General features: G+C 60.6%; 22 protein-coding genes, 1 tRNA gene and 1 riboswitch. Of the genes, 11 read left to right on the forward strand and 12 right to left on the reverse strand.

Features of this window, described 5'->3' with window-relative positions:
- Positions 1-197: 197 nt before the first annotated feature.
- Together IG616_RS09320 and IG616_RS09325 are read left to right on the forward strand one after the other, a co-directional pair.
- Positions 198-788, forward strand: a complete 591-nt coding sequence (locus IG616_RS09320) for a DJ-1/PfpI family protein (protein ID WP_192147895.1) — start codon at positions 198-200, stop codon at positions 786-788.
- 29 nt (positions 789-817) lie between these two features.
- Positions 818-1,031: riboswitch (cobalamin riboswitch) on the forward strand.
- Between the two features lie 57 nt (positions 1,032-1,088).
- Complete coding sequence (locus IG616_RS09325) at positions 1,089-1,769, forward strand: energy-coupling factor ABC transporter permease (RefSeq protein ID WP_192147896.1); 681 nt, start codon at positions 1,089-1,091, stop codon at positions 1,767-1,769.
- Positions 1,770-1,828: 59 nt separating this feature from the next.
- On the opposite strand, the gene IG616_RS09330 is transcribed toward IG616_RS09325, so the two are convergent.
- The 3 genes from IG616_RS09330 to IG616_RS09340 form a co-directional block, all read right to left on the reverse strand.
- A complete protein-coding gene (locus IG616_RS09330) occupies positions 1,829-2,260 on the reverse strand; it encodes a YqaA family protein (protein WP_192147897.1) in 432 nt (143 codons plus the stop codon).
- A gap of 121 nt (positions 2,261-2,381) precedes the next feature.
- Positions 2,382-2,457, reverse strand: a tRNA-Ala gene (locus IG616_RS09335).
- Between the two features lie 146 nt (positions 2,458-2,603).
- Positions 2,604-2,993, reverse strand: a complete 390-nt coding sequence (locus IG616_RS09340; protein ID WP_192147898.1) for a TIGR02300 family protein — start codon at positions 2,991-2,993, stop codon at positions 2,604-2,606.
- A 209-nt stretch (positions 2,994-3,202) separates the two neighbouring features.
- Here IG616_RS09340 and aroA point away from each other — a divergent pair, with 209 nt between their 5' ends.
- The 9 genes from aroA to IG616_RS09385 all read left to right on the forward strand — a co-directional run bounded on the left by aroA (position 3,203) and on the right by IG616_RS09385 (position 11,362).
- The gene (gene aroA, locus IG616_RS09345) at positions 3,203-4,558 is read left to right on the forward strand and encodes a 3-phosphoshikimate 1-carboxyvinyltransferase (RefSeq protein WP_192147899.1); all 1,356 of its coding nucleotides are present in this window, start codon (positions 3,203-3,205) and stop codon (positions 4,556-4,558) included.
- Complete coding sequence (cmk, locus tag IG616_RS09350) at positions 4,555-5,181, forward strand: (d)CMP kinase (RefSeq protein ID WP_192147900.1); 627 nt, start codon at positions 4,555-4,557, stop codon at positions 5,179-5,181. Before aroA ends, cmk begins: the two co-directional genes overlap by 4 nt.
- A gap of 368 nt (positions 5,182-5,549) precedes the next feature.
- On the forward strand, positions 5,550-7,247 hold the full coding sequence (rpsA, locus tag IG616_RS09355) for a 30S ribosomal protein S1 (protein WP_192147901.1): 1,698 nt from the start codon (positions 5,550-5,552) through the stop codon (positions 7,245-7,247).
- Positions 7,248-7,643: 396 nt separating this feature from the next.
- Positions 7,644-8,072, forward strand: coding sequence for an FKBP-type peptidyl-prolyl cis-trans isomerase (locus tag IG616_RS09360; RefSeq protein WP_192147902.1), 429 nt, complete (start codon positions 7,644-7,646; stop codon positions 8,070-8,072).
- A gap of 117 nt (positions 8,073-8,189) precedes the next feature.
- On the forward strand, positions 8,190-8,567 hold the full coding sequence (locus IG616_RS09365) for a hypothetical protein (RefSeq protein WP_192147903.1): 378 nt from the start codon (positions 8,190-8,192) through the stop codon (positions 8,565-8,567).
- Positions 8,568-8,707: 140 nt separating this feature from the next.
- A complete protein-coding gene (gene sppA, locus IG616_RS09370) occupies positions 8,708-9,715 on the forward strand; it encodes a signal peptide peptidase SppA (RefSeq protein ID WP_192147904.1) in 1,008 nt (335 codons plus the stop codon).
- Positions 9,712-10,011, forward strand: a complete 300-nt coding sequence (gene ihfB, locus IG616_RS09375) for an integration host factor subunit beta (RefSeq protein ID WP_073007707.1) — start codon at positions 9,712-9,714, stop codon at positions 10,009-10,011. The genes sppA and ihfB overlap by 4 nt, the downstream gene beginning before the upstream one ends.
- 70 nt (positions 10,012-10,081) lie before the next feature.
- Positions 10,082-10,447 (forward strand): lipopolysaccharide assembly protein LapA domain-containing protein, encoded by a 366-nt coding sequence (locus tag IG616_RS09380; protein WP_192147905.1) that lies wholly within the window; start codon positions 10,082-10,084, stop codon positions 10,445-10,447.
- Between the two features lie 24 nt (positions 10,448-10,471).
- A complete protein-coding gene (locus IG616_RS09385) occupies positions 10,472-11,362 on the forward strand; it encodes an ornithine cyclodeaminase (RefSeq protein WP_192147906.1) in 891 nt (296 codons plus the stop codon).
- Between the two features lie 13 nt (positions 11,363-11,375).
- On the opposite strand, the gene IG616_RS09390 is transcribed toward IG616_RS09385, so the two are convergent.
- From IG616_RS09390 to ahcY, 9 genes are all read right to left on the reverse strand, one after another.
- On the reverse strand, positions 11,376-11,990 hold the full coding sequence (locus IG616_RS09390) for a trimeric intracellular cation channel family protein (protein ID WP_192147907.1): 615 nt from the start codon (positions 11,988-11,990) through the stop codon (positions 11,376-11,378).
- A 97-nt stretch (positions 11,991-12,087) separates the two neighbouring features.
- Positions 12,088-12,723, reverse strand: a complete 636-nt coding sequence (grpE, locus tag IG616_RS09395; protein WP_192147908.1) for a nucleotide exchange factor GrpE — start codon at positions 12,721-12,723, stop codon at positions 12,088-12,090.
- A gap of 162 nt (positions 12,724-12,885) precedes the next feature.
- On the reverse strand, positions 12,886-13,206 hold the full coding sequence (gene trxA, locus IG616_RS09400; RefSeq protein ID WP_192147909.1) for a thioredoxin: 321 nt from the start codon (positions 13,204-13,206) through the stop codon (positions 12,886-12,888).
- Positions 13,207-13,289: 83 nt separating this feature from the next.
- Positions 13,290-16,808: a double-strand break repair helicase AddA gene (addA, locus tag IG616_RS09405; protein WP_192147910.1), complete on the reverse strand. Its 3,519-nt coding sequence runs from the start codon at positions 16,806-16,808 to the stop codon at positions 13,290-13,292.
- A complete protein-coding gene (addB, locus tag IG616_RS09410; RefSeq protein ID WP_192147911.1) occupies positions 16,805-19,957 on the reverse strand; it encodes a double-strand break repair protein AddB in 3,153 nt (1,050 codons plus the stop codon). Before addB ends, addA begins: the two co-directional genes overlap by 4 nt.
- A 3-nt stretch (positions 19,958-19,960) precedes the next feature.
- Positions 19,961-20,695 (reverse strand): nucleotidyltransferase family protein, encoded by a 735-nt coding sequence (locus IG616_RS09415; RefSeq protein WP_192147912.1) that lies wholly within the window; start codon positions 20,693-20,695, stop codon positions 19,961-19,963.
- Between the two features lie 97 nt (positions 20,696-20,792).
- Positions 20,793-22,340, reverse strand: coding sequence for a tRNA (adenosine(37)-N6)-threonylcarbamoyltransferase complex ATPase subunit type 1 TsaE (gene tsaE, locus IG616_RS09420; protein WP_192147913.1), 1,548 nt, complete (start codon positions 22,338-22,340; stop codon positions 20,793-20,795).
- A gap of 5 nt (positions 22,341-22,345) precedes the next feature.
- Positions 22,346-24,778: a PAS domain-containing sensor histidine kinase gene (locus IG616_RS09425; RefSeq protein WP_343072362.1), complete on the reverse strand. Its 2,433-nt coding sequence runs from the start codon at positions 24,776-24,778 to the stop codon at positions 22,346-22,348.
- A 307-nt stretch (positions 24,779-25,085) separates the two neighbouring features.
- Positions 25,086-26,474: an adenosylhomocysteinase gene (ahcY, locus tag IG616_RS09430; RefSeq protein ID WP_192147915.1), complete on the reverse strand. Its 1,389-nt coding sequence runs from the start codon at positions 26,472-26,474 to the stop codon at positions 25,086-25,088.
- Between the last annotated feature and the right edge of the window lie 95 nt (positions 26,475-26,569).

The raw sequence follows: 26,569 nt of genomic DNA on the forward strand, positions 1-26,569 counted from the left end.
CGGAGGTTTTGCGGCTCAATTATTTTCACGGGCATGGCCGCATCCGTCCTCCTTGAGGCGTAAAATCTCACCATTCGCATTTCAACGGCCGCCGCGAAAAGTTGTCACAAAAACAACTCTTCCGGGAGCTACTCCTGTAGGACATCATAAGCAGGTCAAATCCAGACCGGATCTCAGACTTCATACGGGAGATACAAATGAAGCGCATCGCAATCGCACTGACCAACGATTTCGCCGACTGGGAGTGCGCACTCGTGAGCGCGGCGGCCCGCTCCTATCTTGGCGCGCAGGTTACAACGGCCTCGCCGGATGGAAACCCTGTCACCTCGATGGGCGGCCTCAAAGTGCTTCCAGATTGCTCCTATAGCAATCTGAAGCCAGACGATTTCGACGCTCTTCTGATCCCCGGCGGTCTCTCCTGGGAAAAAGGCACCGCGCCGGATTTCTCCCGGATGATCAATGCGTTCCAGTCCGCAGGAAAGGTCGTTGGCGGCATCTGCGCAGCCGCCAGCGCCGTTGCGGGAAGCGGTGCCGTCAACACGCTCCGGCACACGGGCAACTCGCTCGAATCCCACCAGAAATACGCTGGATACAAAGGGGAAGCCCTTTTCCAAAGCCAGGCGGCAGCCGTTCAGGACGGCGGCATCGTCACAGCGCCCGGCACAGCCCCCATCACCTTTGCCGCAGAAGTCATGAAGGCTCTGGGCCTCTGGGTCCCCGAAGCAGAAGCCGTGATCGCTCAATTTGCCGGAGAGCATCTGGAACGGGCTCCTGCCAGCGCGATGTGAAAAAGCTTGCCATCCCACCCGTGTGGCGGGATATCATGCCCCTCGATGGTTCCGCCAAGCAATCTGTACGGCGGATTAAAAGGGAACACGGTGAGGCGTACCCAAAAGGGACCGAGACCGTGGCTGCCCCCGCAACTGTGAGCGGAGAGCCAACCCCATGACTGCCACTGGGCCCAAGGTCCGGGAAGGCGGGGAAGGCGAAGAACCGCAAGCCAGGAGACCTGCCATTGCGAACCGGGCAGCCCGACGGGCTGCCTCAGTCAACTCTTTCCCACGGTGGGTGGGGACAGGAGAAACAACATGCATATCGAACCCGGCATCGTTGACGGTGCCAAGCTTTCCCTGAGCATTGTGACCGCCCTTGGCTCTCTCGGGCTGGCCGCGAAGATGGCCGCCTCCGGCCTTCGCCATGACGGCGGCTTCGGTGGGCTTGTCAGCCGCAGTGTGCTGACCACCGCCCTGGTCTTCAGCTTCTTTGAAATCCTGCCGCATTATCCGGTTGGTGTTTCCGAAGTTCACCTGATCCTCGGCTCCACCCTGTTCCTGATCTTCGGAGCGGGACCGGCTGCCATCGGTCTGGCCGCAGGCCTGCTGCTGCAAGGGCTGTTCTTCGCGCCCTTCGATCTGCCGCAATATGGCATGAACGTCACAACGCTGCTGGTGCCTCTCTTTGCGGTTTCCCTGCTTGCCAGGAAGATCATCCCGGAAAAGTCGGCCTATGTGGATGTGACTTATGCCCAGGCTCTGGCGCTCTCGACCGCCTACCAGGGCGGCATCGTCACCTGGGTTGCCTTCTGGGCCTTCTATGGCCACGGCGTGACGGAAGCGACCTTCGCTTCGGTTGGCACGTTCGGCGCCGCCTATATGACGGTGGTTCTGCTGGAGCCTCTTGTCGACCTTGCAGTGCTTGCCGCGGCAAAGGCGCTCAACGGCCTGTCCCAGACACCCGTCGTCCAGCGCCGTCTCTACAGCGCTGTCTGATCAGGACAACCAGCCTGAATACGGAAAGCCCGGCGGAAACGCTGGGCTTTTTTCATGCGCTACCAAAGAACCAGCGCAGCGACGATCAGATAACGCGCCGTCTTGGCCAGCGCGACAAGCAGAAGAAATGGCAGAAATGGCTCACGCAGCACGCCCGCAGCAAGGGTCAAGGGGTCGCCGATGACCGGTGCCCAGCTCAAGAGCAGGCTCCATTTGCCCCAGCGCTGATACCAGGCGGACGCCCGATCCAGTTGCGCCGGCGTCACGGGAAACCAGCGCCTGGACGAGAACCGCGCAACGCCGCGCCCTAAGAACCAGTTGACCACCGACCCAAGCGTATTGCCTGTGCTGGCCGCCAGAATCAGCATCCAGACAGGCGCAGTATCCGCCGCAAGCAATCCGGCCAAACCAAGCTCCGACTGGGCGGGCAGCAAGGTGGCAGCAACGAATGAAACGAAAAACAGCCCGAGGACACTGGAGATCGCGGTCATGGCATCTCCGCACCGTGCGTAACAAGGCCGGAAGTGCCGTGGCATATGCTGCCGGACAAGCGGTCATACCGCTTCAAGCGCAAACAACCAGATTGAAAATGCAGGAGATGTTCTGAGGAGATGGTGGAGCTAAGCGGAATCGAACCGCTGACCTCTTGAATGCCATTCAAGCGCTCTCCCAACTGAGCTATAGCCCCGAACTCCGTGGCCGGTTTGGGTGACCGGCGTCGATGTGGGCGGTTTATAGACGGGCTGCCCGCATCGATCAAGAGGAATTTCACGGCAAAGAAAAATCCCTCTGTGGAAAAACCCCGAAGCTTAAAAAAGCTTCGGGGTCAAATGCTTAGAGCTCGACGTCGTCTTCACGCTCGACGCGGATACCCGGAACGGACTCTTCGTCCTCATCTTCGTCGTCGATGAAGATCTCATCATCGGCGTCGTCATCTTCCAGGTCGACGTCCTCGTCGTCGATATCCGGCACATCATCATCAGAAGCACCTTCAGCTTCTGCATCCGCTTCTTCCAGCGTTACGATCTCCGGACCAACTTCGTCCTCGTCTTCATCGTCCTCGACCTCTTCGACAACCTTCGATGCCTTAGCCGAACGCGAAACCATGACGGCTTCGAAAATCGTGCCGCATTTGGGGCAACTGATCGGGCTCCGGTTCAAGTCGTAATATTTGGATCCGCAGCTGGGGCACAGCCGCTTGGTGCCAAGTTCAGGTTTTGCCACTGTGCTAACCCTTCATCTTCGTGAGTTTTGTCGCGCCCCATACCCTTGGACGGGACCCTGTGTCAAAGCGAAATCGTGAAAAAACTGTCTGCGGCAGACTTCAGCAAGAGGCAAGGAAAAATTGAAGGCGACGAACAGATGACGAATGCGGATCCACATGATAGCAAGGGGCACATTTTTCTACGTGCCAGCAATTCCCGGAAGATCCGATGTCACATGGTTCATCTCCCACCCCGTTGACCGCAAGTTCCAGCGGACCGCTGAAGGGCACCATCCGCGTGCCTGGGGACAAGTCGATTTCTCATCGCGCCCTTATGTTCGGTGCTTTGGCAGTGGGGCACACGACGGTCAAGGGACTGCTTGAATCGGAGGATGTGCTGGCGACAGCCGCGGCCATGCGGGCTGTGGGCGCGAAGATCGAGAAGGATGCCGAGGGCACCTATCACATCGACGGAATCGGTCTTGGCTCCTTGCTGGAACCGGAAGGCGTCATTGATTTCGGCAATGCCGGCACCGGCGTGCGCCTGACCATGGGCATCTTCGGCACCCATGACATTGCCGCCACCTTCGTTGGCGACGCATCCCTTTCCAAGCGCCCCATGGGACGTGTGCTTGATCCGCTCCGCCAGATGGGCACCACCGTGGTTGCCCGCTCCGGCGACCGTCTGCCCGCCTCGATTCGTGGCGCGAAACAACCGCTGCCGCTGACCTACCGGGTGCCTATGCCCTCGGCTCAGGTGAAATCCGCTGTCCTGCTGGCCGGCCTTAATGCGCCCGGTATCACCACCGTGATCGAACCGATCCCGACCCGTGACCACACCGAAAAGATGCTGGCCGGTTTCGGCGCGGACATCTCTGTCACTCTGAACGAGGCAGGCGAGCGGGTCATCAAGCTCAAGGGCCAGCCGGAACTCAAGCCGCAGGATCTGGATGTTCCGGGGGACCCCTCCTCCGCGGGCTTCCCGATCGTCGCAGCGCTCATCGTTCCCGGCTCTGATGTGACCATCGAGAACGTGCTTCTCAATGAACACCGCACCGGTCTGATCACAACCTTGATCGAGATGGGCGGTGACATCGAGATCCTGAACCGCCGCGACGCGAGCGGTGAGGAAGTCGGCGATATCCGCGTCCGCGCCAGCCAGCTCAAGGGCATAACGGTTCCGGCCGTGCGCGCGCCTTCGATGATCGACGAATATCCGGCGCTGGCCGTCGCTGCGGCCTTTGCCGAGGGCGACACCTACATGCCGGGCCTCGACGAGCTGCGCGTGAAGGAATCTGATCGTCTTGCAGCCGTTGCCCGTGGCCTTGAAGCCAATGGCATTCCCTGCGTCGAGGGTGAAGACAGCCTCACCGTCACCGGGGGAGCCAACAACATTGGCAACGGCACGGTCGTCACGCATCTTGACCACCGCATCGCCATGTCCTTCCTGGTCCTCGGCATGGCCGCTCACAAGCCCGTTACCGTTGACGACGGCGCTGTCATCGCGACAAGCTTCCCAACCTTTACCAGCCTGTTCGCGGGCATGGGCGCCAGTATCCGTAACTCCAGCAGCGAGGCCGCATGATCATTGCCATTGACGGTCCGGCCGCGTCGGGCAAGGGAACCCTCGCCCGCAGACTGGCGGCTCACTTCAATCTCCGCCACCTGGACACAGGCCTGACCTACCGTGCTGTTGCAGCCGCGCTTCTGGCGCAAGGCCTGCCACTCGGCGATGAGGCTGTTGCCATCGAGATTGCGAGACATCTGGATCTCGGCAAGATGGACAAGAATGCCCTCTCCGCCCACGAAGTCGGGGAAGCTGCCTCCCGTGTCGCTGTTCTTGGCGGTTTGCGGGAAGAGCTGGTGCGCCTGCAGAAAGAGTTTGCGGCAACACCGCCCGGTGCGGTCCTTGATGGCCGTGACATCGGCACCGTTGTCTGTCCGGACGCGACCGTGAAGCTGTTCGTGACGGCCGCTCCTGAGGCCCGTGCCCGGCGCCGGACCGAGGAGATGCTGTCCAAGGGACAAGAAGCAGAATTTGCTTCTGTTCTCGATGACTTGAAGCGGCGCGACCTGCGCGACAGCCAGCGCACGGTCGCCCCAATGCGTCAGGCAGACGATGCACACTTGCTTGATACGACGGAAATGGATATAGAAACCGCGTTCAAGGCCGCTGTGGATATCGTTTCCCGGACCTGCAACGCTTGAAGCCGGACAGCCAGGGTTGACCGGTCTGCGCAAGCAGACAGAAAAACTGGCGCGGCCTTCGCGTTGTGAACTGCCGAACAAAAAGCTGGCGCGGGCCCTATTTGCGGGGCCTGACCGGCTTATCGGTGTTTCAGGAACAGACGATTTCTGGCTGGAAGCTGCCCTCAAAGGGCTCTTTCAAGCCTACCGACACAAAATCGGGCGCCTGGCGCCTGATGAAAGGGACAGGATCCTGCACCTTCTGCCCCGCCGGCCCGTTCGAGTTTTCGGACGGCAGGCATGGTCAAAGACCGTGCCCGGGAGTTTCAGGGTCCTCAATGCAACACAAACCCGCCGGCGGCCTGCCCGGAGTGGCACCAGGAGTTTCAATGTCTGACTTTAATCCCTCTACTGAGGATTTTGCAGCTCTTCTCGAAGAGTCCTTTACCCACAACGATCTGTACGAAGGTGCAGTCGTCAAGGGTATCGTTGTCGCAATCGAAAAGGACCTCGCCGTCATCGACGTAGGTCTGAAGGTCGAAGGCCGCGTGCCGCTGAAGGAATTCGGCGCCAAGGGCCGCGACGGCGACATGAAGGTTGGCGACGAAGTCGAAGTCTACCTTGAGCGTGTTGAAAATGCGCTCGGTGAAGCCGTTCTGTCGCGCGAGAAGGCTCGCCGCGAAGAGAGCTGGGTCCGCCTGGAAGTCGCTTTCGAAGCTGGCGAAAAGGTCAACGGCCAGATCTTCAACCAGGTCAAGGGTGGTTTCACCGTCGATCTGGACGGCGCCGTTGCCTTCCTGCCGCGTTCGCAGGTCGATATCCGCCCTGTGCGCGATGTCACCCCGCTGATGCACACTCCGCAGCCGTTCCAGATCCTGAAGATGGACAAGCGCCGCGGCAACATCGTGGTCTCCCGCCGCGTCGTTCTGGAAGAAACCCGCGCCGAACAGCGTTCGGAACTGGTCCAGAGCCTCGAAGAGGGCCAGACCGTGGAAGGCGTGGTCAAGAACATCACCGATTACGGTGCGTTCGTCGACCTCGGTGGTATCGACGGCCTGCTGCATGTCACCGACATCGCATGGCGCCGCATCAACCATCCGTCGGAAGTTCTCACCATCGGCCAGACCGTTCGCGTGCAGATCATCCGCGTCAACCAGGACACGCATCGCATCAGCCTCGGCATGAAGCAGCTTGAAACCGATCCGTGGGATGGCATCGAAGCCAAGTACCCGATCGAAGCCAAGTTCTCTGGCCGCGTGACCAACATCACCGACTACGGCGCATTCGTTGAACTGGAGCCGGGCATCGAAGGCCTGATCCACGTCTCCGAAATGTCCTGGACCAAGAAGAACGTCCATCCGGGCAAGATCGTTTCCACCTCTCAGGAAGTGGAAGTGATGATCCTGGAAGTCGATCCGGTGAAGCGCCGCATCTCCCTGGGCCTCAAGCAGACCCTGCAGAACCCGTGGGATGCCTTTGCTGACCGTTTCCCGGTCAACACCGAAGTCGAAGGCGAAGTCAAGAACAAGACCGAATTCGGCCTGTTCATTGGCCTCGACGGCGATGTCGACGGCATGGTCCACCTGTCCGATCTGGACTGGAACCGTCCGGGCGAACAGGTCATCGAAGAGTACAAGAAGGGCGACATGGTCAAGGCCGTCGTTCTTGATGTTGACGTCGAGAAGGAGCGCATCTCCCTCGGCATCAAGCAGCTCGGTGGCGACCCGATGGAATCGGGTGCAGCTGGTGAACTGCGCAAAAACGCTATCGTGACCTGTGAAGTCATCGAAGTCACCGATGGTGGCCTGAACGTCAAGATCGCAGACAGCGACCTGACCGCGTTCATCCGCCGCGCTGACCTGTCCCGCGACCGTGCGGATCAGCGTCCGGAGCGTTTCTCCGTTGGCGACAAGTTCGATGCCCGCATCACTCAGTTCGACAAGAAGACCCGCCGCGTGACCGCGTCCATCAAGGCGCTGGAAATCGCAGAAGAGAAGGAAGCAGTCGCTCAGTACGGCTCCTCCGACTCCGGCGCTTCTCTCGGCGACATCCTGAGCGCCGCTCTGAAGGCTCGCGACGAAGACTAATCGTCTTCTGGCAACCGACATGGAAAAGCCCGGCCTCGCGCCGGGCTTTTTTTGTTGCCCAGTTCCAGGCCGCCGGCCTTCAACCGGGTGCGGTATCCAAAGGCGGAACTTGATCTGCGGCGGCTATCGTGCCACTGGCATGTCCACCCGCTTTTCCCGCCGGAAGCTTGGCTGCCAGGCCCCACGCTTTGACATTTGAGACCAGCAGGTTAGGCTGCCAGAAGCATTTTGCGTTCCAGCGAACGCGTCAAAGATGCTCGAACTTTGAAACTGATCGGCTTTCAGGCGTTTACCGGATTCCGGTTGAACGCCACCTGCTGATCCTGATCGTCGAGTACCCGCGCAAGGGACGCGTGGCCTCATAGATTCACCAAAAGACAACACACGAGGCACCTGATGTCCGAAGTCAAAGCGGGCGATACCGTTTCCATACACTACACAGGAACCCTCAATGACGGCTCCGTGTTTGACAGCTCCGATGGCCGCGAGCCCCTGCAGTTTACTGTTGGTTCCGGACAGATCATCTCCGGCCTCGATAAGGCTATTCCCGGCATGGCCATTGGCGATGAGAAAACCGTCAACGTTCCGGCCGACGAGGCTTACGGCCAGAAAGATCCGCACGCGATGCAGCCGGTTCCCCGGGATCAGTTCCCGGCCGACATTCCGCTCGAAGTCGGTGTGCAGCTCCAGGTCCAGACACCAAATGGCCAGGTCATGTCCGTCTCTATTGCAGAAGTCGGAGAGGAAGCGGTCATTCTGGATGCGAACCACCCGCTGGCAGGCAAGGATCTGACCTTTGAAATCAAACTGGTGAGCATCGGCTGATAGCAAAAGGGAAACGGCGGTTATTCATTTGAACCTCCGCGCTTTTATCTTTTCCCTTGCCCATATTGCCGCTACGTTCTCAACGCGTTCCGTGCAGCTTGGGGGGAGAAATAAAAAATGCGTGGCGTAGCATTCTGGTTCTTTGTGACCGCCGTTTTATATGTGATCGCCGGAATGTTGTTCGGCATCCATATGTCTGTCAGTCAGGATCATAGCCTGGCACCTGCCCATGCCCACCTCAACCTTGTCGGCTGGGTGTCGATGGGTCTTTTCGGCACTTATTATCACGTCGTTCCAAAGGCTGCGGAAGGCCTGCTTCCCAAAATCCACTTTGCGGTGGCAACTGTCGGACTCTGGCTGCTGGTCCCCGGGATCGTGTCTGCGATCCAGGACAATGGCGAAACCCTCGCCAAGGCCGGATCCCTTCTGACCGTTGTCTCGGCTCTCATCTTTCTCGCCACCGTCATCAGGTCCCGTGCGCCTGCCTGGCAGTAACAACTTTAAAATCAGCGGCTTCCCGCATTGTCCGGGAACCGCATTGATTGCTTCATCTCCGCCGGAACAATTGCAATTGGGGGGCGTTCTCGCCTATCAAGAGCAACGATGAAAGTTTCCAGGCGGAGGCATGCGACCGAATGAGTGTTGACGCGGACTATCTGGTGGACCGCCGCCGCATACGGCGGAAGCTCACATTCTGGCGGGTGACGGCCTTTGTCATTCTGGTGATCGCCCTGATTGCCGGGCTTCTGGCGGTGTCGGACTACGGCAACCTGTCGAAACGCTCTGCGCATATCGCCAGACTGCCGGTCAATGGCGTCATTCTCGACAACCGCGACCAGTTGAAGCTAATCGAGAAGATCGGGCAATCCGCCTCTGTGAAGGGCGTGATTATCTCGATCAATTCCCCCGGCGGCAGCACCACCGGCGGAGAGACGCTTTACAATGCGATACGTGAGCTTTCCAAGAAGAAGCCGGTCGTCGCGGAAATCCGCACTGTCGGAGCGTCCGCTGGGTACATGATCGCGCTGGCTGCTGACCATATTGTTGCGCGCTACAATTCGATCACAGGTTCCATCGGCGTTCTCTTCCAGTTTGGCAATGCGGCCAAGCTGATGGAGACCCTGGGACTGGAGATGGACGCGGTGAAAAGCGCACCGTTGAAGGCAGAGCCAGACTTCTATTCCCCGGCAAGCGAGGAAGCGAAGGGTGTCCTCAAGGATCTTGTCATGGACAGCTTCGACTGGTTCGTTGCCCTTGTTGCCGAGCGCCGCAATCTGCCCCCCGGAGAGGCCCGGCGTCTCGCCGATGGCAGGATCTATTCCGGACATGCTGCAAACCAGAATGGCCTGATTGACGAGATCGGGGGAGAAGATGCCGCGATCGCCTGGTTGACGGAAAAAAAGGGGGTCGAAGCTGATCTGCCGGTGCTCGACTGGACCCTCGCCGACGACCAGAACAACCTGCCTTTGTCGGTCAAAATGTCACAAGCCATCGGCTTTGGCATCGCGAATGGGCTTTTTGAGCAGGTTGGAGAGGCTAAGCGGCTGATTTCACCCGCTCTTACGCTTGACGGTCTCGTATCCGTTTGGCAGGCTCCGGGGGCGGAGCAAGAAAAGTCTTTAAGACGAGGGGGCGGCCAATGATTAAATCGGAGTTGGTTCAGCAGATCGCTGAACAGAATCCCCATCTCTACCAGCGCGATGTCGAGAACATCGTCAACGCCATTCTCGATGAGATCACCGAAGCGCTGATGCGCGGTGACCGGGTGGAACTGCGTGGTTTCGGGGCATTTTCAGTGAAGAACCGGCCCGCAAGGACCGGTCGCAATCCCCGGACTGGTCAGAAGGTGGAAGTGGAAGAAAAATACGTTCCTTTCTTCAAGACGGGCAAGGAAATGCGTGTACGTCTCAATGACGGGGTAGACCACGGCGAAGACTAACGGGTAGACAAAGACCTGACCGGTACCCTGACGGGCACCGGCCTTATTCTTTTGGCTCCGGGAGCAGGACATGACCCGTTTCATCAAGAACGCGATCCTCATCGTCGTCGCGATCATTCTGGTGCCTCTGTCGGTCGCCAACAGACACCCGGTTACGCTGGCGCTGAACCCGTTCGACCCGCAAGACCCGCGTCTTTCGATAACGGATATCCCGCTTTTCTGGGTGATCTTCGCCAGCCTTGGCGCCGGGATCGTGGTGGGCGGCATTGGCGCGTGGATGAAGCAAGGCAAGTGGCGCAAGGAAGCCCGTGTCAAGCGCCGCGAAGCGCGCAACCTGCACAAGGAAGCTGACCAGCTTCGCGAAATCGCAAATCAGCACACTCCCAGCACTGTCCCGGGCCTCGCGGCCCCTGAAGGCAAACGGCCCGCCGCCTGATCTGCGGAATGGTCTGGCTCCGGTATGCGCGTCCTGTCCAGCGGCGAAATCGATGCAATCGTCAATCACCGCGAACTGGTGGAAACGCTGCGCCGCGCCTACCGGTCCCAGACGATCGTTCCTTCGCCTGTAAGGCTGCCCATTGACCGCCCGGAGACGCCCGACGCATCACTGACCATCAGTCCGGCCTGGACGAATTTTGCAGCCCAGGGGCATTCCAGACGCGGTTATATCGGCTGCACCATCAGTGCGGCCCTGGAAGGCGGCGCAGCGAGCGGCGCCTATCTGCTGCTGTCCGGTGTCGACGGCACTCCGATTGCCATTCTGGATGGCGTAAGGCTGGCCGCATGGCGGCACACTGCCGTGCATGCCCTCGCCTGCCAGTATCTTGCCCGGGAAGACTGCAGCCGCCTCCTGATCCTCGGGAAATCCCCGTTGCTGCCATTGCTGGTCCTGGCACTGGTAACCGTGCGTGATGTCCGCTCGGTTCTGGTGGCTGGCGCAACGGGTGAAATCGTCCAGCAACTCTCCGCCTTGCCCGGAACAGACAAGATCGTCTTTGGCACGACCACGGACCTGACCGGCGCAATTGAGGGGGCGGACATGATCTGCTGTGCGGAAGGCGGACTCGCCCTTCTGACCGGCAATCCTCTTCCTGAGGGCATACATGTGAGCGTTCTGAACCCGGCGGAAACGCTCTCAGAAGCTCTTTCCGAAGATATCCGGCTGTTCACTGCGGACCGTCAGGACCAATCGGCTCAGGGAGTGGCCGATCTTGCTGCGGATCTTGGCGAACTGACACAGGGCCAGAAAGCCGGCCGGAGGTTCTATGGTCAGAAGACGCTTTTTGCCGGGGGGGATGTTACCGGTCTGACCGATCTGGCCACGGCGGGCCACATCTTCCTGCGAAGCTGACAGGAAGCCTGCCTTACTTCTTGTGCGCAGGCGGTTTGTAACCCGGCAAGGTCCAGCCCCATTCGATCGCCCCGCCGCGCAGAATGAGCGACAGTGCGGCCCCCGCGAAGGCGGCAACCCAGCCATTGAAATCCGCGGACATCAAAAGAACATACGTCCCGGCGCCAACGAAAGCGGCGCTCACGTAAATTTCCGGCTTCACGATGGCCGAGGGTTCGCCGGCAATCACATCGCGTAGAACCCCGCCGAAGGTCGCCGTTGCGACGCCCATCAGCACCGCTACAAAGGCCGTCGTTCCGAGGCTCAGCGCCTTCGCCGCCCCCATGACCGAATAGGCTGACATCCCGATTGCGTCGGCCCAGCGCAGGGGCTTGCCGAACCCTTCTATGACGTGCGCGAAGAACCACATGAAGATTGCGGTCCCCAGGCACACGAGAAGATAGCCGTCAGAGCGGATCCAGAATACCGGAGCATCCAGCAGAAGATCACGCAGGGTGCCGCCGCCCATGCCGGTGAAGGTGGCGAAAAACAGGAAGGCGATGAAATCCAGCCCCTTGCGGGACGCTGCGATTCCGCCCGCGGTGGCGAAGACCACCACACCAAGATAGTCCAGAACCTGAAACAGCATTTTGGCTCCCTGCTCAGCGCCTTCTGCTGATAGCACAAAGGCCGCTTTCCCGGCACAGGAAAGCGGCCTTGTTGGTCTCGCTGAAACGCAAATGCGCTCAGGCGTTCTTGTCGACGGTCTGGCCTGGCTCCGCTGTTGCATCGGCTGCCGGCATTTCCTTCGGGCCGCCCTTGGCAACACCAACCATCGCCGGGCGCAACACGCGGTCACCGATCTGATAGCCAGCCTGCACCACCTGAACGACCGTGTTGTTCGGCACATTCGGGTTCGGCACTTCAAACATGGCCTGATGGAAATTCGGATCGAACTTCTGGCCTTCCGGCTGAAGCTTCTTCACACCGTGCTTTTCCAGCTGGGACAGAAGATCCCGCTCGGTCATTTCCACGCCTTCGATCAAGGCCTTGATGCCATCATCGATCGCTGTGCGCAGTTCTTCGGGAACGGAATCCAGCGCGCGGCGCAGGTTGTCGGAAACGGACAGCATGTCACGCGCGAAGCTGGAGACAGCATAGACTCGGGTGTCCTTGATTTCCTTTTCCGTGCGGCGGCGCAGATTTTCCATCTCGGCCATGGTGCGCAGGGCCCGGTCCTTCAACTCGGCGTTTTCTGCCGTCAGAGCCGCAATCGGGTCGAGCGCATCCTCACCGGCAGCCTCAGCCTGGGACGCGTTGTCAGCCGCGGCAGCCGCTGCCTCCGGCTCCTGGTCTACGGGGGTGTTGTTCTCGTCGGTCATATTCGGTCCGCTAACAAGTCTGGCCGGTGGCGGCCAGTTTGGGTCTTAAAAACAAATGGGGCGGACATGCTTGTGCATATCCGCTCCGGCTTCGTCAAGCAGAGCCGCCGGAGCGGCCAGATTTCCATCCGGACCTGTCTTCCGGTCCAGACGGTTTCAGAATCAGAGCGCGCTCTTGATCCAGTCGGCAAGCTTGCCCTTCGGCGCTGCGCCAACCTGCTGTGCCATCGGCTCGCCGTCCTTGAACAGGATCAGCATGGGGATGGAGCGCACGCCATACTTCATAGCAGCGTTCTGGTTCTCGTCGATGTTGATCTTGGCAATCTTGACCTTGCCAGCCATCTCTTCGGAGATTTCCTCAAGCGCCGGAGCGATCATCTTACACGGGCCGCACCATTCAGCCCAGAAGTCGACAACAACCGGTTCGGAAGAATTCAGAACGTCGGTTTCAAAGCTGGCATCGGTGATCGTGGTGGTAGCCATGACATGTCTCTTTCATGAAATTGCCGGACAGCACCTGCCGTCCCTTCGAGTTGCACCGAAGGTAGGAAGCCTGGGTGCCTCCGTCAAGCCGGAGTCCCGTCCCGGCGCAGTCCGGCAAGGGTCTGATCCAGAACTTCACCGGGAATCCGCATCAAGCTGGGCTCAGAGGTCCACAAGAGAGCCGCATTGACTGTCCGGCCCGGATAAATGTCCTGCAGGAGACGCCGGTAGACACTGAGCTGGGCCAGATATTCCAGCGGAACAGAATCGGCCGCGTCCGGCGGATAGAGGTTGGTCTTGTAATCGACAATCAGGACCTCGTCCGCCGAGACGGCCAGCCGGTCGATCTGCCCGGAGATCGAGACTTCTGTCCCGTCTGCTGCCGTCAGCGTTCCCACGACCGGCACTTCCGCACGGGCATCGCCTGAAAAAAGCGGCGCGAAGGCTGGTTCATCGAGCACTACGCTAATTTCCAGAAGCAGCTTGTCTCGGAAACGCAGGAATTCATCGGACAAGGACTGATCAACAAGGCGCGCCGCAGCTTCGTCCCGGCGACCCGCTGGAATATCCGGCAGCACCTCCAGAAGCCGGTGCACCAGCCGCCCGCGTTCCAACGGCCAGGCGGCGGGTTGACGGCGGGCTTCGAGACGCGAAGCGCCTGCGGGCTGCTCGGTGCCTTCCTTGTCCTCCATCGCCTCAAAGGCCCGGGAGGGCTGCAGACGGGCTTTGCGGACAGGCTGAGGTGCGCGCTCGAATAGCCAGGATGGCGCTGGCTCAGCAGCCTGTTCTGGCCGTTCACCGCCATGGCTGCCGTGCCCATTCGGCTGATCATTGTCCTGCGTGATAGATCCCGGCTTTTGCCAGCGCCATCCGCTGATTTCCCCCGACGCGTCGCGAAGCTCTGCCGCATCCGGCAGGAGTGCCCGGGAGACGAGATTGTACCAGCAATCGTCGCGGGCCCCGCTCTTAGGCTCCCAGCCGCAGACCACCAGCCGGTCTTCGGCCCGGGTCAAGGCCACATAGAGCAGCCGCCGGTATTCCTCGGCCTGGGTTTCCCGTAAGGCATCGATGGTTTCCGAATGCCAGGCCTGAGCTTCGGATTTCACAGGCCGCCAGACAAGAGCCGGTGGCAGCAGCGGATTGCCATGGCGCAGGCGCGGCAGGAAGGACGGATCATGGCGCGAACTGACAGGTGCGCTGCCGGGGTCCACCAGGATAACCACCTTGGCTTCCAGTCCCTTGGAGCCGTGAACCGTCATGATCCGGACCATTCCCTTGGAGTTGGTCAGCTCACGCTTGATCTCGGTTGGCGCTGCGGCCATCCAGGCAAGAAACCCTTCCAGACCAGGCGTGCCTGCCTGCTCATAGGCCATGGTGAGCGCCAGGAATTCATCCAGAACGTCATCCACTTCGACGCCGAGCCGGCCCCGGAAGCGCTGACGGCCACCGTCGGCGGACAGAAGCCGGGCGTAGAACTCGTAAGGCGGCATGAAGTCGGCACGGGAGCGCCATAGTTCCAGAAGCCGCCGCGCCTCCAGCCATTGCGGCTTGAACTCAGCCTTCTTGACCAGCGACTGCCAGAGCGTTCCGGCCCGCGGCTTGTCTGCCGCGTCGCGGGCAAGGGCGGTCAGATCCTCATCATCCAGGCCGATCAAGGGACTTTTCAAAACAGCAGCCAGAGACAAGTCATCCTCCGGCAGCAGCAGAAACCGCCCGAGCGCGGCGAGATCCTTGACCGCGATGTGATCGGTCAGGACAAGCCGGTCACTGCCCGCAGCCGGAACATTGAGGCTCTTCAGTTCGCGGTTCAGCGCTTCCACGAAAGGCCCGCGCTTGCGCACAAGCACCATGACCTCACCAGGGTCCGCAGTGCCATCGCGCATCCACCCGGCAATTGTTTCGGCGATACGCCGGGCCACCTTGAGCATAGGGCTGCCACTGCCGACCCGGTCCAGCGGCTCGGTCCAGTCCTCAGGCTCCTGCACCTCGGACACTTGCTCCAGCGGCCAGATTTCAACGACCCCCGGATCTTTCCGGATCGCCTCATGCACCGGAGCCTTCAGTTCCTGTGACAGCCCCTTGTGAGCATCCTGCAAGGCGAAGACCTTGTCGACGGCACCAAGCACATCCGGGGTCGAACGGAAAGAGAGTTGCAGATCGACCGAGTGAAACAGCCGCTCAGATTCTTCCGAGCGCTTGGCGAAAGCCCGGCGCATTTCGTCGAAATAGGCGGGAACAGCGCCCTGGAAGGAATAGATCGACTGCTTTTCATCGCCGACGGCAAAGATCGTGCGGACCTGTCCTCTTGCCCCTTCGCCGGTGAAGAACTCTTCCGCCAGCGCCCGGACGACCTGCCACTGGCGCGGGCTGGTGTCCTGGGCCTCATCGACCAGAATGTGATCAAGCCCCTGATCAAGCTTGTATTGCACCCATTGAGCGGCATCAGAGCGGGAGAGCAGATTGGCCGTGCGCACGACCAGATCTTCAAAGTCAAGAAAGCCCTTCGCCGCTTTTGCCGCCTCGTAACGGGAGATCACAGCTCCGGCGAGGCGCAACAACGCGGCAGTGCCGGTCATGGTGACCACAGCCTTGCGCTCTTCCAGCAGGCCCAGCAGGCGGTCCCGCTCCTCGCCCATCCGTTCCATCATCTGCGGAAAGGCTTCGGCGACCTTCTTGGTCGCAAGGGACGCTCTCGGCTCCAGCTTAGCCGTCAGAAAGACGGACAGCCACGCCTCCCGGAAGGCTGCCACATCCCCCAAACGCCAGGGCATCAAAAGACGATCCGCAGCCTTCTGGTCATTGGCAGAGCCGGTGCGATAGGCCTCCGCATAGGCCTTGGCCGTGTTCTCGTCGATCAGGCTTTCACTGCGGAACCGAGCATCCAACTGGTCGAGAGACACATCAGGATCGGCTCCCAGATCCCTTGCCAAATGCGCAAGAGCCGTCTCCAGATCGCCTTCGTCATCGATCCAGCGCCGGAAGGAATCCCGGCTGCCGATCAGCTCGTCCAACGCGCCTTCCGCGCTGGAATCGGGCATCAGGCTGATCAGCGCGGCAAGGGACTGACCAAAGAGGCTCTCCGGCGCGGCCTCGGCTTCCTGCAGCACGGAGCCGCGCGCCTCTGCCATCAGCTCGCCCGCGATCCGGTCGTCCAGAACGGTGAAATGGCCTGCCACATTGGCTTCCAGCGGAAACTGATGCAGCAGGGCTTCGCAGAAAGCGTGAATGGTCTGGATCTTCAGTCCGCCCGGCGTTTCCAGTGCCCGTGCAAACAGGCGCCGCGCCAGCGCAATGCGCTTGGCATCTGGCTTGCGGCCATCAATGGCCGTCAACTCGTCTGCCAGCCTGGCGTCATCCAGCGTTACCCAGTCCCCGAGAATCCGGAACACACGGGTCGCCATTTCGGCGGCGGCGGCCTTGGTGAAGGTCAGACAGAGAATGCGCGAGGGATCTGTGCCGTCGAGCAGCAGGCGCACCACCCGGCGGGACAGAACGAAGGTCTTGCCGGAGCCGGCGTTGGCGCTCACCCAGGCGGAGGCGCGCGGCTGGGAGGCCCTGTCCTGCTTTTCACGGGTCAGCTCGGGGATCTGAAAACCGCTCATTCGCCGTCCTCCCCGCCTGCGGACCATTCCTGCACACGCGCCAGATGGTCATAGGGGCCATCTGTCCGCCCCTCCATCATCACCCGCGAGCGGGAGAGATAGCCATTCTCCAGCTTGGCATAGTGAGCCACCAGCTTTTCGAGCCGCTTCCAGGCGTCTTCCGCCAAATCTCCCAGATCCGTGTCCTTTGGATTGCGCGGGAAAGGAATGACGGGCGTTGCCCCACCCTTTAGCTGCACATAGAGCAAGGAGGAGACGGGCGCGGTGGCAGGAACATCCTTGAAGCCGAAGCGCGTGATCATGGCCGCTTCCAGCGGAAGCTGAGGCGCAAGAAGGCTTTCCACCTGCTTGAGGGAAGGTGCCTGCCCGGTCTTGTAGTCGATCACCACCAGAGATCCATCCTTCAAGAGGTCAAACCGGTCAGCCCTGCCCCGAAGACGAAACTCAATGCCGGGAAGCTTCAGCTCCGCCCCACCGGAAATCTCCAGGAACCGCCGCTCAATCTCCGGCGCGCGCTCTGCTTCAAAGGCGATAAAGCCTCTGGCGATGCGCTGGAAGCGGGGCCACCACAGCGCCCGGATTGCGGGAAAAGCGTCGAGTGGCGCGAAATAGCCAGAGCCCACCTCGATCAGCCGCTGAACCGCCCGCTCGTCAAAGGGACCATCCCAGGCTTCCAGAAACTCGGCCAGCGCATCATGGATGATCGTGCCCTTGTCCGCCGCATCTGGCTCGCCGCCGATCGGGTCGACCGGCTCCAGATCCAGCACATGCCTGGCATAGATCGCGTAAGGGTCGCGCACCAGCCGCTCGATTTCGGTGACGGAAAGCGACTTTGGACGGGCGTCCAGAGGCGGGCATGGTTCGGGACGGGCCGCAGGGCGCACAGGCCCTTCCGGCCGGTCAAGCATGGCGGAGTATTTGGTATAGACCCTGCCCCGGCCTTCCATTTCGGCCTGAACGTCCGGGCCTGCCAGAGTGATCAAACGCTGCAGCCAGCGGGAGGCCACGGTCGGAGCACCATCGGCGCGCGCGGCGCGGGACATCAGCACCCGGCGCGCGCCAAGCCCCTGAGCAAAATCATGCGCAGCCGCACCGATGCGCCGCTCGGGCGGATCCAGCCCGAGGTCCCGTTTCATGGGACGGTTAAGCCAGGGATCGTTGCGGGTCCGCTGCGGCCAGATGCCTTCGTTCAGTCCCCCCAGAATCACAAGATCCGGCGACTGGAGGCGGGCCTCCATCGGACCGAGGATCTGGATCCGCGGATCACCAGGCAGCCTGCGGCGCACGGAGATGCCGCCCATGAGTGCTGCGAACACCGACGGCCAATCATGAGGCTTGACCATGAGACCACTGCTTTCGGCCTCGATCAGCCCGGCCAGCATCTGGGCCAGTGCATCCCCGGTTTCGCCGGAGTAAAGCTCTGCATCCGATCCAGTTTCATCCCGTGACAGCAAATGCATCACGTCCGCGTGGGCCTTTGCCAGCTCTGTGACGGCAAGCGGTTCATAACTGCCTGCAAGGTGTTCCAAAGGCGCGAGAGCTTCAGCGAGCCGGTCCACGAGATCCAGAATCGCGTCCCAGTCACCGTCATGGATTTTCTTCCAGCGGGGCGGTGTCCGGCCCTTCTCAGCTGCATCCCGGCTGGCCAGAACAGCCTCACGCAGACCTGCCGTTCCAGCCCGCGCACGCGGCCCGCGCAGCACCCCGCGCTCGAGCGCACGGGCCGCGGACCGGATATCCTTAACCGGCAAACCAAGCCGCGCGAGAGGGTGTTTCAGCAGGGACAAAAGGTCGATCGGATCGCAGCCATCGAGCGCCAGACGTGCTGCAAGACTGGCCAGAATCGCAGGCGGCGTTTGGTCCAGCGGGCGGCCCGCGCTGTCATCCACCTGGATCTGCCAGCGGGCAAGTTCATTGGCCACCCTGCGGGCCAGAAGCCTATCCGGAGAGACCAGGGCAGCCGTCTCGCCCCGTTCCAGGGCCTCCCGCAAAGCGATTGCGACGGACAAGGCTTCCTCTGCCTCGTTTGCGGCGGTGATCATGCCAACATCCGCCAGCGCACGGGACCGGCGCTCTTGCGGAAAGCTCTCCAAAAAGGCTGTCCAGCCCTCCGAGGTATCGGCAGGACGCAGCGCCTCGGACACCAGGATTTCCCGGTCGCGAAGGGCATCACTATCAACAAGCGCCAGCAGCTCGACGTCGCCGCGGGGAAGCCCGAGTTCTCCCAGAAGCTGTTTCAGACCATATTGCGGATGGCCCGGCACAGAGTCTCCGCCGCCAAGCGCCGCAATCTGCCCCTGTCGTACCGGTCTGCCACCGAGACTTTTCCAGGACGCGTCGTCCAGATGAAGATCAAGGCCAGGCAGTACGATGGCGCCATTTTCAAGCCCTGCCACAGCCTTCAGCAAGGCGGCAGTCGCAGGCACAGAACCGGTCGCCCCTGCCACGATCACCGGACCTTTCGGCGGATCAACAGCGAGCCGCGCCGCCTCGCGGCGGATCAGGAGAGACCGGCGCACCTTGGGGTCCATGCGGTTCTGCTGTGCCAGATGCGCAGGCCAGGCCTCCTGCACGATCTTCAGAAAATCGAGAGTGATCTGCCAATAGCGAGCGTGATCGTCCGGCACCAGACCGGCAAGGTCGGTCCAATCCGCCTCTTCGGTCGCCACCTCATCCATGAGGGAGAGAAGATCGCTGGCGAGCCAGGCCGCATCGGCAGCAGAGGCCGGAACGCCAAGCGGCTCATCCAGCTTCAGGTTCAGGATTTCACGGCGCAGCGCCCCCTTCCAGGCGAGCACCAGCCGGGTCATGGCAAGCTGTCGCTCCAGAGGCGGCATCTCAGGTGGCAGCGCCTCCGCGTCACGCTCGGCACGCAGCATCTGGTCTTCTTCGTCCACGTCGCCAATCGGCAGAATTTTGGGAAGAAGAACCGGGCGTCCGCCAAACAACTCCTGAAAGATTTCCGGCAGCAAACGCGCCGCGCGGCGAGTGGGGAGATAGAGCGTGACCGTCGACAGCAGCAACGGGTCATCGAGCGGACAGAACCCCGGCAGCAATGACCCATCCACCAGCTTTTGCGCCAGGGTTCTCAGGAACGGAACCGATGGCGGAATGGTGGTGATCCTTGGCGCTGCCCTCCTGTCAGCCATCCCTTAAGCCGCGCTTTCGCGGATCGCGTATTCTGCGGCGGCGATGGCGTCCGGTGTCCCGATATGCAGCCAGATCCCATCCATCTGGACGCCATAAAGCCGTCCGGCCTCGATGGCCTTGTCGAAGAGCTGGTTCATGGAGAAGGACCCCTTGGGAGCGCCTTCAAACAGCCGCGGATGCAGGATCGCAGCGCCCGCATAAGCGAAAGGCGTGACGCTTTTCTCAGGGCGGCGGGCCAGAGCCCCGTCCTGCGACATCACAAAATCCCCCTTACCGCTGTAGCCGACCGAATGCACCGTTTCGGCCACCAGAAGCAACGCATCCATCTTGTCCGCATCAAAGGTCTCGATCATCAATTCGAGATTTGGCTGAACACCTTCGATCCAGTAGGCGGTATCGGCATTGATCTGGAAGAACGGATCATCTCCCAGCATCGGCAGGGCCTTGACGATGCCGCCACCGGTTTCCAGAAGTTCGGCACGTTCATCCGAGATCAGGACCTCCATGTCCTTGCGCTTCAACGCATGAACCTCCACGAGATCCGCCAGATAGTGAACGTTGACCACGCAGCGCTTCACACCGGCTTCGGCCAGCTTGTCCATGCCATGATCAATCAGCGCCTTACCGTTCACCTCGATGAGCGGCTTGGGTGTTGTCGCCGTAATCGGGCGCATACGCTTGCCATGACCTGCAGCCAGAATCATTGCGGTGTGGGGTCGGAAAAAGTCGCTCTTCATCAGGGGTCCGTGGATCTCTCCGGTTCGCTTAAAATGCCCATCGGAGATAGGAAGTTCGGCAGGCAACAGCAAGATGACGATGGTACGCCGGAACGGTTCAGCCGCCAAGGCTGCGGCGGAACCAGCTGTGCAAATCGCTCAGAACCGGATGGGCAAGCACCCGCTCAAGATAGGCCTCCATCCGCGGCATGTGCTGAATGTAAGCCGACTTGTTTTCCTGCTTGGCCAAACGCACAAAAATGCCCAGGATTTTCGCAATCCGCTGTGCACCCATGACCGCGTAAGCAGCACCGAACAGCTCTGCATCAAAACCTGCGTCGCGCGCCTTCCGGCCAGAAAGATAGCTGGCAAATAATTCCTGTTCCAGCACGACCGGCACATCGGCTCTTGCGTCCATCAGGAGGGAGGCAAGGTCATAAGCGACAGAACCGATGAGGCAGTCCTGATAGTCGATCAACCCAATCTTGGCCAACCCTGTCCGGGCGTCCTGCCAAAGAATATTCGGCGAATGATAGTCCCGCAGAACCCAGCCGGTCTGCGCCCCAGAAATTACGGCAAATGCAGCCCGCCATAGATCGCGGTATTCCTCGCGCTGTGCCCGACTGACTTCGGCCGGAAAGATCTGTGCGCCGGAGCGCCAGGGCATATACCAGTCCAGAAACAGATCCGCTTCAGTTAGCAGTGCTTCTTCGCTGTAATCAGGAATTCGGTAAGAGCCACCTGAGCCAACCGGCAATTCACGCGGAAAATCATTGGCCGCATGCAACTCCACCAGCAGCTCCACGGCCAAAGCATAACGCTCCGGAACCGGTTGCCTGTCCGGGGTCAGAATGCCCTCGCTGCCGAGATTCTCCAAAATGAGCAGCCCGGCTTCGCGGTCACTTGCCAGAATTTGCGGAGCGCTCAGATTGCGGCGGCGTAGCGCTTCCGTCAAAGCGATGAAGGCATCGACCGTGCGGGCGCGGTGGACGATTTCGCCATAACTGCGGGTCTGCCCCGGCAAAGCCAACTGATAGGCTTCCGGGGAGTTCATCAGGATCGCATCAACAGCCGGACCAGTCAGCTTTTCATAAACCCGGTAAGATGCGTCACCACTGAGATAGCCTCGCGAGGCATCTAGCCCCGCCTCAGCAATCAGATCCCGAATCCGGAAGGTGCGTGTCAGCCGGGTTTCCCAGCGTGTGGCAGCATCCGGCGACAGCTCAAAATCGACCGTACGGCGGTCGTCCTCGCCGCCTTGAATGATCCGCATCACAAGATGATCACGGGGCAATCCGTCCCATGCGCGTTCCGGCCATTCGATTAGAGCAGCGCCGGTTTCCGCCAGCTCATCCAGACCCAGCTCCTCGAGCTCTTCCGGCTCTTCCAGACGGTAGAGGTCGAAGTGGGAAATCGTCAGGCGGCCGAGTTCATAGGTTTGGACCAGCGTGAAGGTGGGACTTGGAACTTCCAGCTCCGGATCCCCGGCGAAGCTGCGCAGCAGAGCACGGGAAAAGGTAGATTTTCCCGCTCCCAGATCACCCGACAAGGCAATAACGTCGCCCGGCTTCAAAATGGCAGCGATATCTTCCGCCAGACGCACCATGGCGTCTTCATCGGCAATCTCGACGGTCCTGAAAGGGGAAGACGGGGCGTCCTGCGCCATGATGATTATTCCGCAGCAACGCGGCCGCTGGCCTGCGGCTTTGCCGGGAAAGTGCAGGTCACGGTCGTGCCGCGGCCTTCTTCGGATTCGATATCGACATGCCCGCCATGAAGCTCGACAAAGCTCTTGACGATGGCAAGGCCAAGTCCTGCGCCCTGACGGCGGGACCCTGCATCCCGGCCAACGAACCGGTTGAACACCTGGGTCAGGATATCTGCCGGAATGCCGCAGCCATGATCCTGAACGACAAAGACGATGTCGCCATTCTGACGCTTGCAGCTCAGGTCAACGACACTATCGTCCTGGGAATAGCGCACCGCGTTGGAGATCAGGTTGAAGAGCACTTGGCGCAGGCGCTTTTCGTCGGCAAACATTGTGCCGATATCGCTCGGCACCTGGGTACGCAGGGTGATCCGGGTTTCGTTCAGCCGGTCCTTCAGCCCTTCGACTGCTGCCGAAACGGTTGCGGCCACATCGACCTCACCAAGATCCAGCTCCATGATGCCGGCATCGAGCGTCGCCAGATCCAGAATGTCGTTGATGATCGCCAAGAGCGCGGAGGACGAGGACAGGATGTAATCCGCGTATTCACCCTGCTTTTCGGACAGATCGCCAAACTTCGGATCGGACAGCAGCTGGGCAAAACCGATAATATTGGTCAGCGGCGAACGCAACTCATAGGAGACATGCTGGATGAAGGCGTTCTTCAGCTGATCCGCCTGTTCCAGAGCCTCGTTCTTTTCGACCAGTGCCCGTTCCACATTCACGCTGTCGGTCACATCGACGAAGGTGACAAGCGTGCCACCATCCGGCAGCGGAACGGTGGCGTAATCGAGAACGGTGCCGTCATGGCGCTCCATTCGGCTGACAACCTGGGTTCGGTTGTCCATCAGCCCGGTAACGCTCATGGCCAAGCTGTCCCATGCGGCGCGCTCGTCTTCTCGTTTGGCGCAGGCGCGAACCACTTCCTTCACATGCGGCAGCTCGGAAAGCTGGTCTTCCGGCAGGCTCCAGATCCGGCCAAAGGCCGGGTTCCAAAGGCGCAGACGGCCATCGGACCCGAACACGGCAACAGCTTCCGACAGATTGTCGAGCGTCTCGCCCTGAACACGGGCCAGCGCGTTGTAGCGGCTTTCCAGATCCAGCTGCTCGGTCACATTCTCGTAGATATAAGTCACGCCGCCCTGCGGATGCGGGTTGGCGATGACGCGCAGGGTCCGTCCATCCGGCAGATGCCACCAGCTCTCGCGCGCTTCGAGAGACTGATAGCTCTCGAGCATCTTGTTGCGCCAGCCACGATAGTCCGCCTGTTCCGGTATCTTGCGAGCCGCACGCAATGCATCAAGCACGGCACCATCATCCGGATGGCCATCCAGGAACCCGGCATCCAGATCCCAAAGCTGACGAAAGGCTGCATTGTAGAACTGCAGTTTGCGCTCTGCGCTGAAGATCGCAACAGCGGTCGCGAGCTGATCCAGCGTCCGGCCGTGGAACTCTTCCGCCCGGTTTAGCTCCTTGCGGACCTGCTCCAGCTCGCTGATATCGATGGCGATACCGGCGCTGCCAACATTGGCGGACACATCGGTCACCTCGAAGATGCGGCGCTCACCGGCAGCCACAATCGGCATGCGGGCATTAAAGCAGCCGTCTTCGTTCCGGGTCAGCGTCATCGCCTTGCGGGCGGCTGCATCCAGGAAGGCCGCATCCTCACGCACGGCGGCAGCAGCATCTACAACTTCAACGGCATCGGCATAGGCCTGGTTGGCCCAGAGCATCGCTCCTTCTGCGTCCCGCTGCCAGGCCGGTGCGGGCATGGCATCGAGAAGCGCATGGAGCATATGCAGCTCACCGGAAATGCGGGCATTGCGCGCCGCGAGCTCCGCCTGCATTTGGCGCTCACCGGTCAGATCACGCAGGCGCAGAACGACAGCGCCCCCGGTGGTTCTGCCTGAGGCTTCAACATAGGTGCCGGAACTGGTCTTGAAGGAGGTGCAGAAGGCTTCACCGGTCTGGAACAGACGGTCGAGCTGCAACTCAAGGTCAGCTGCGCATTTGGCCGTTAGCCAGGATCCAAAGGCCAGCAATTGGCCAGCGGATTCCGGTACCCCAGAGGTTGCAGGCAGGATGCCCCAGATCTTCGGAGAGGAACCAGAGCCGCTCCAGACGATCACACGCTGCTCATCAGTGTTCAGCATCGCCTCAAGTCGGTCGATACCGAGCTTCAGGTCCTGATTTTCACGGGTCAGGCGTGCGGCTTTCTGGGAGGAATGCTTCTGCAGATGGATAAATGCAGCGGCTGCCGTCACCGCAAAGGCGCAGACGCCACCAAGAACGCCCAGCCACATCATGCTGCCGGCATCGATAGACGCATCCGGGAAACCGGCAAGGCTGGCTGCGTCGGCGGGATAACGCGCGGTCAGCAAGGCAGCGGCACTCACGGTCAAAAACTTGACCGAAGTCCGAATCCTTCCTCGCCACGCCGCGCCATTGCGCGCGCCGTCTGAGCCGACAACCGGCATGTTGATGATCCCCTTACGCCGCCAAATCCCCGGGTGCCCGGTTCCAACCCGGCGCGCGTGCCTCTGCGCCGTGATTCGTTAAAACCATAACCTTTTTGGGAATCGCGAAGAAGAGTCTCTTGCTGAAAAGTTAACGGGATCACTCAAATTGTGGTTTTCCGTTAACACTTTTTCTGGTGGCCCAAACGAAAGAGGCCCCACATGTTGTGGGGCCTCCGGAGTTTTGTCAGTACTTGTAGTGCTCGGACTTGAACGGACCGGTTTGGTTAATCCCCAGATATTGGGCCTGGGATTCCGTCAGTTCGGTCAGGGTCACACCAAGCTTTTCAAGGTGCAAACGGGCCACCTTTTCATCCAGGTGCTTCGGCAGCACATAGACTTCGTTGCCGTACTGCTCACCCTTGGTCCAGAGCTCGATCTGAGCCAGAACCTGGTTGGTGAAGCTTGCGGACATAACGAAGCTCGGGTGGCCGGTCGCGTTGCCGAGGTTCACCAGACGCCCCTGAGACAGAAGGATCATGCGCTTGCCATCCGGGAAAACGTACATGTCGACCTGGTCCTTAACCGGACGGCGCTGAACGTTCTTCAGGCTCGCGACCTGGATCTCATTGTCGAAGTGGCCGATGTTGCACACGATTGCCATGTCCTTCATGCCCTTCATGTGTTCCAGCGTGATGATGTCCTTGTTGCCTGTCGCGGTAACGTAGATATCGCCTTCCGGAAGCGCCTGCTCGATGGTCTTGACCTCGTAGCCGTCCATAGAAGCCTGCAGAGCGCAGATCGGATCGATTTCGGTCACGATCACGCGCGCACCAGCACCAGCCAGAGACTGAGCGGAGCCCTTGCCCACATCACCATAACCGCAGACGACAGCGACCTTGCCGGACATCATGACGTCCGTGCCACGGCGGATACCATCGACCAGCGACTCACGGCAACCGTAACGGTTGTCAAACTTGGACTTGGTGACGCTGTCGTTGACGTTGATCGCCGGGAAAGGCAGCTGGCCCTTCTTCTGCATTTCATAAAGACGCAGAACGCCGGTGGTGGTTTCTTCCGAAACGCCCTTGATGAGGGCTTTCTGCTTCGTGAACCAGCCCGGATTTGCCGCCATACGCTTCTTGATCTGAGCGAAGAGAACTTCCTCTTCTTCGGATCCCGGATTGTCGAGAAGGCCGGTTTCGCCTGATTCAACCCGCGCGCCGAGGAGGATGTACAGCGTTGCATCGCCGCCATCGTCCAGGATCATGTTCGCGCCTTCCGGGAAGTCGAAAATCTTGTCGGCATAATCCCAGTATTCTTCCAGAGTCTCGCCCTTGATGGCGAAGACCGGAATGCCGGCAGCAGCGATAGCGGCAGCAGCCTGATCTTGGGTGGAGTAGATGTTGCAGGACGCCCAGCGCACTTCGGCACCCAGCGCGACCAGAGTCTCAATCAGAACGGCGGTCTGAATCGTCATGTGCAGGGAACCGGCAATGCGGGCGCCCTTCAGCGGCTTGCTTTCACCGAACTCGGCGCGGCAGGCCATCAGGCCCGGCATCTCGTGCTCGGCGATTTCGATTTCGGTGCGGCCCCAATCCGCAAGCTCAATGTTCTTGACGATATAGTCGGTCATGAAAACGTCCTGAATGGTTGCTCCGCCCAATGCAGAAGCACCACGGGCAGAAGGATGACGGGGTTTGGCACGAATGAAGGCGCCCCCCTTACGGA

It is taken from the genome of Roseibium litorale (assembly GCF_014842915.1).
Lineage (GTDB): Bacteria > Pseudomonadota > Alphaproteobacteria > Rhizobiales > Stappiaceae > Roseibium > Roseibium litorale.

What these genes read in the sequence shown, in the direction of transcription:
- IG616_RS09325 (WP_192147896.1), top strand. Translation starts at nt 1,089, where the DNA reads ATGCATATCGAACCCGGCATCGTTGACGGTGCCAAGCTTTCCCTGAGC.
- IG616_RS09365 (WP_192147903.1), top strand. Translation starts at nt 8,190, where the DNA reads ATGCGTGGCGTAGCATTCTGGTTCTTTGTGACCGCCGTTTTATATGTG.
- rpsA (WP_192147901.1), top strand. Translation starts at nt 5,550, where the DNA reads ATGTCTGACTTTAATCCCTCTACTGAGGATTTTGCAGCTCTTCTCGAA.
- IG616_RS09390 (WP_192147907.1), bottom strand. Translation starts at nt 11,990, where the DNA reads ATGCTGTTTCAGGTTCTGGACTATCTTGGTGTGGTGGTCTTCGCCACC.
- IG616_RS09320 (WP_192147895.1), top strand. Translation starts at nt 198, where the DNA reads ATGAAGCGCATCGCAATCGCACTGACCAACGATTTCGCCGACTGGGAG.
- IG616_RS09380 (WP_192147905.1), top strand. Translation starts at nt 10,082, where the DNA reads ATGACCCGTTTCATCAAGAACGCGATCCTCATCGTCGTCGCGATCATT.
- aroA (WP_192147899.1), top strand. Translation starts at nt 3,203, where the DNA reads ATGTCACATGGTTCATCTCCCACCCCGTTGACCGCAAGTTCCAGCGGA.
- trxA (WP_192147909.1), bottom strand. Translation starts at nt 13,206, where the DNA reads ATGGCTACCACCACGATCACCGATGCCAGCTTTGAAACCGACGTTCTG.
- IG616_RS09385 (WP_192147906.1), top strand. Translation starts at nt 10,472, where the DNA reads ATGCGCGTCCTGTCCAGCGGCGAAATCGATGCAATCGTCAATCACCGC.
- addA (WP_192147910.1), bottom strand. Translation starts at nt 16,808, where the DNA reads ATGAGCGGTTTTCAGATCCCCGAGCTGACCCGTGAAAAGCAGGACAGG.
- ahcY (WP_192147915.1), bottom strand. Translation starts at nt 26,474, where the DNA reads ATGACCGACTATATCGTCAAGAACATTGAGCTTGCGGATTGGGGCCGC.
- IG616_RS09330 (WP_192147897.1), bottom strand. Translation starts at nt 2,260, where the DNA reads ATGACCGCGATCTCCAGTGTCCTCGGGCTGTTTTTCGTTTCATTCGTT.
- tsaE (WP_192147913.1), bottom strand. Translation starts at nt 22,340, where the DNA reads ATGGCGCAGGACGCCCCGTCTTCCCCTTTCAGGACCGTCGAGATTGCC.
- cmk (WP_192147900.1), top strand. Translation starts at nt 4,555, where the DNA reads ATGATCATTGCCATTGACGGTCCGGCCGCGTCGGGCAAGGGAACCCTC.
- IG616_RS09360 (WP_192147902.1), top strand. Translation starts at nt 7,644, where the DNA reads ATGTCCGAAGTCAAAGCGGGCGATACCGTTTCCATACACTACACAGGA.
- grpE (WP_192147908.1), bottom strand. Translation starts at nt 12,723, where the DNA reads ATGACCGACGAGAACAACACCCCCGTAGACCAGGAGCCGGAGGCAGCG.
- addB (WP_192147911.1), bottom strand. Translation starts at nt 19,957, where the DNA reads ATGGCTGACAGGAGGGCAGCGCCAAGGATCACCACCATTCCGCCATCG.
- sppA (WP_192147904.1), top strand. Translation starts at nt 8,708, where the DNA reads ATGAGTGTTGACGCGGACTATCTGGTGGACCGCCGCCGCATACGGCGG.
- IG616_RS09415 (WP_192147912.1), bottom strand. Translation starts at nt 20,695, where the DNA reads ATGAAGAGCGACTTTTTCCGACCCCACACCGCAATGATTCTGGCTGCA.
- ihfB (WP_073007707.1), top strand. Translation starts at nt 9,712, where the DNA reads ATGATTAAATCGGAGTTGGTTCAGCAGATCGCTGAACAGAATCCCCAT.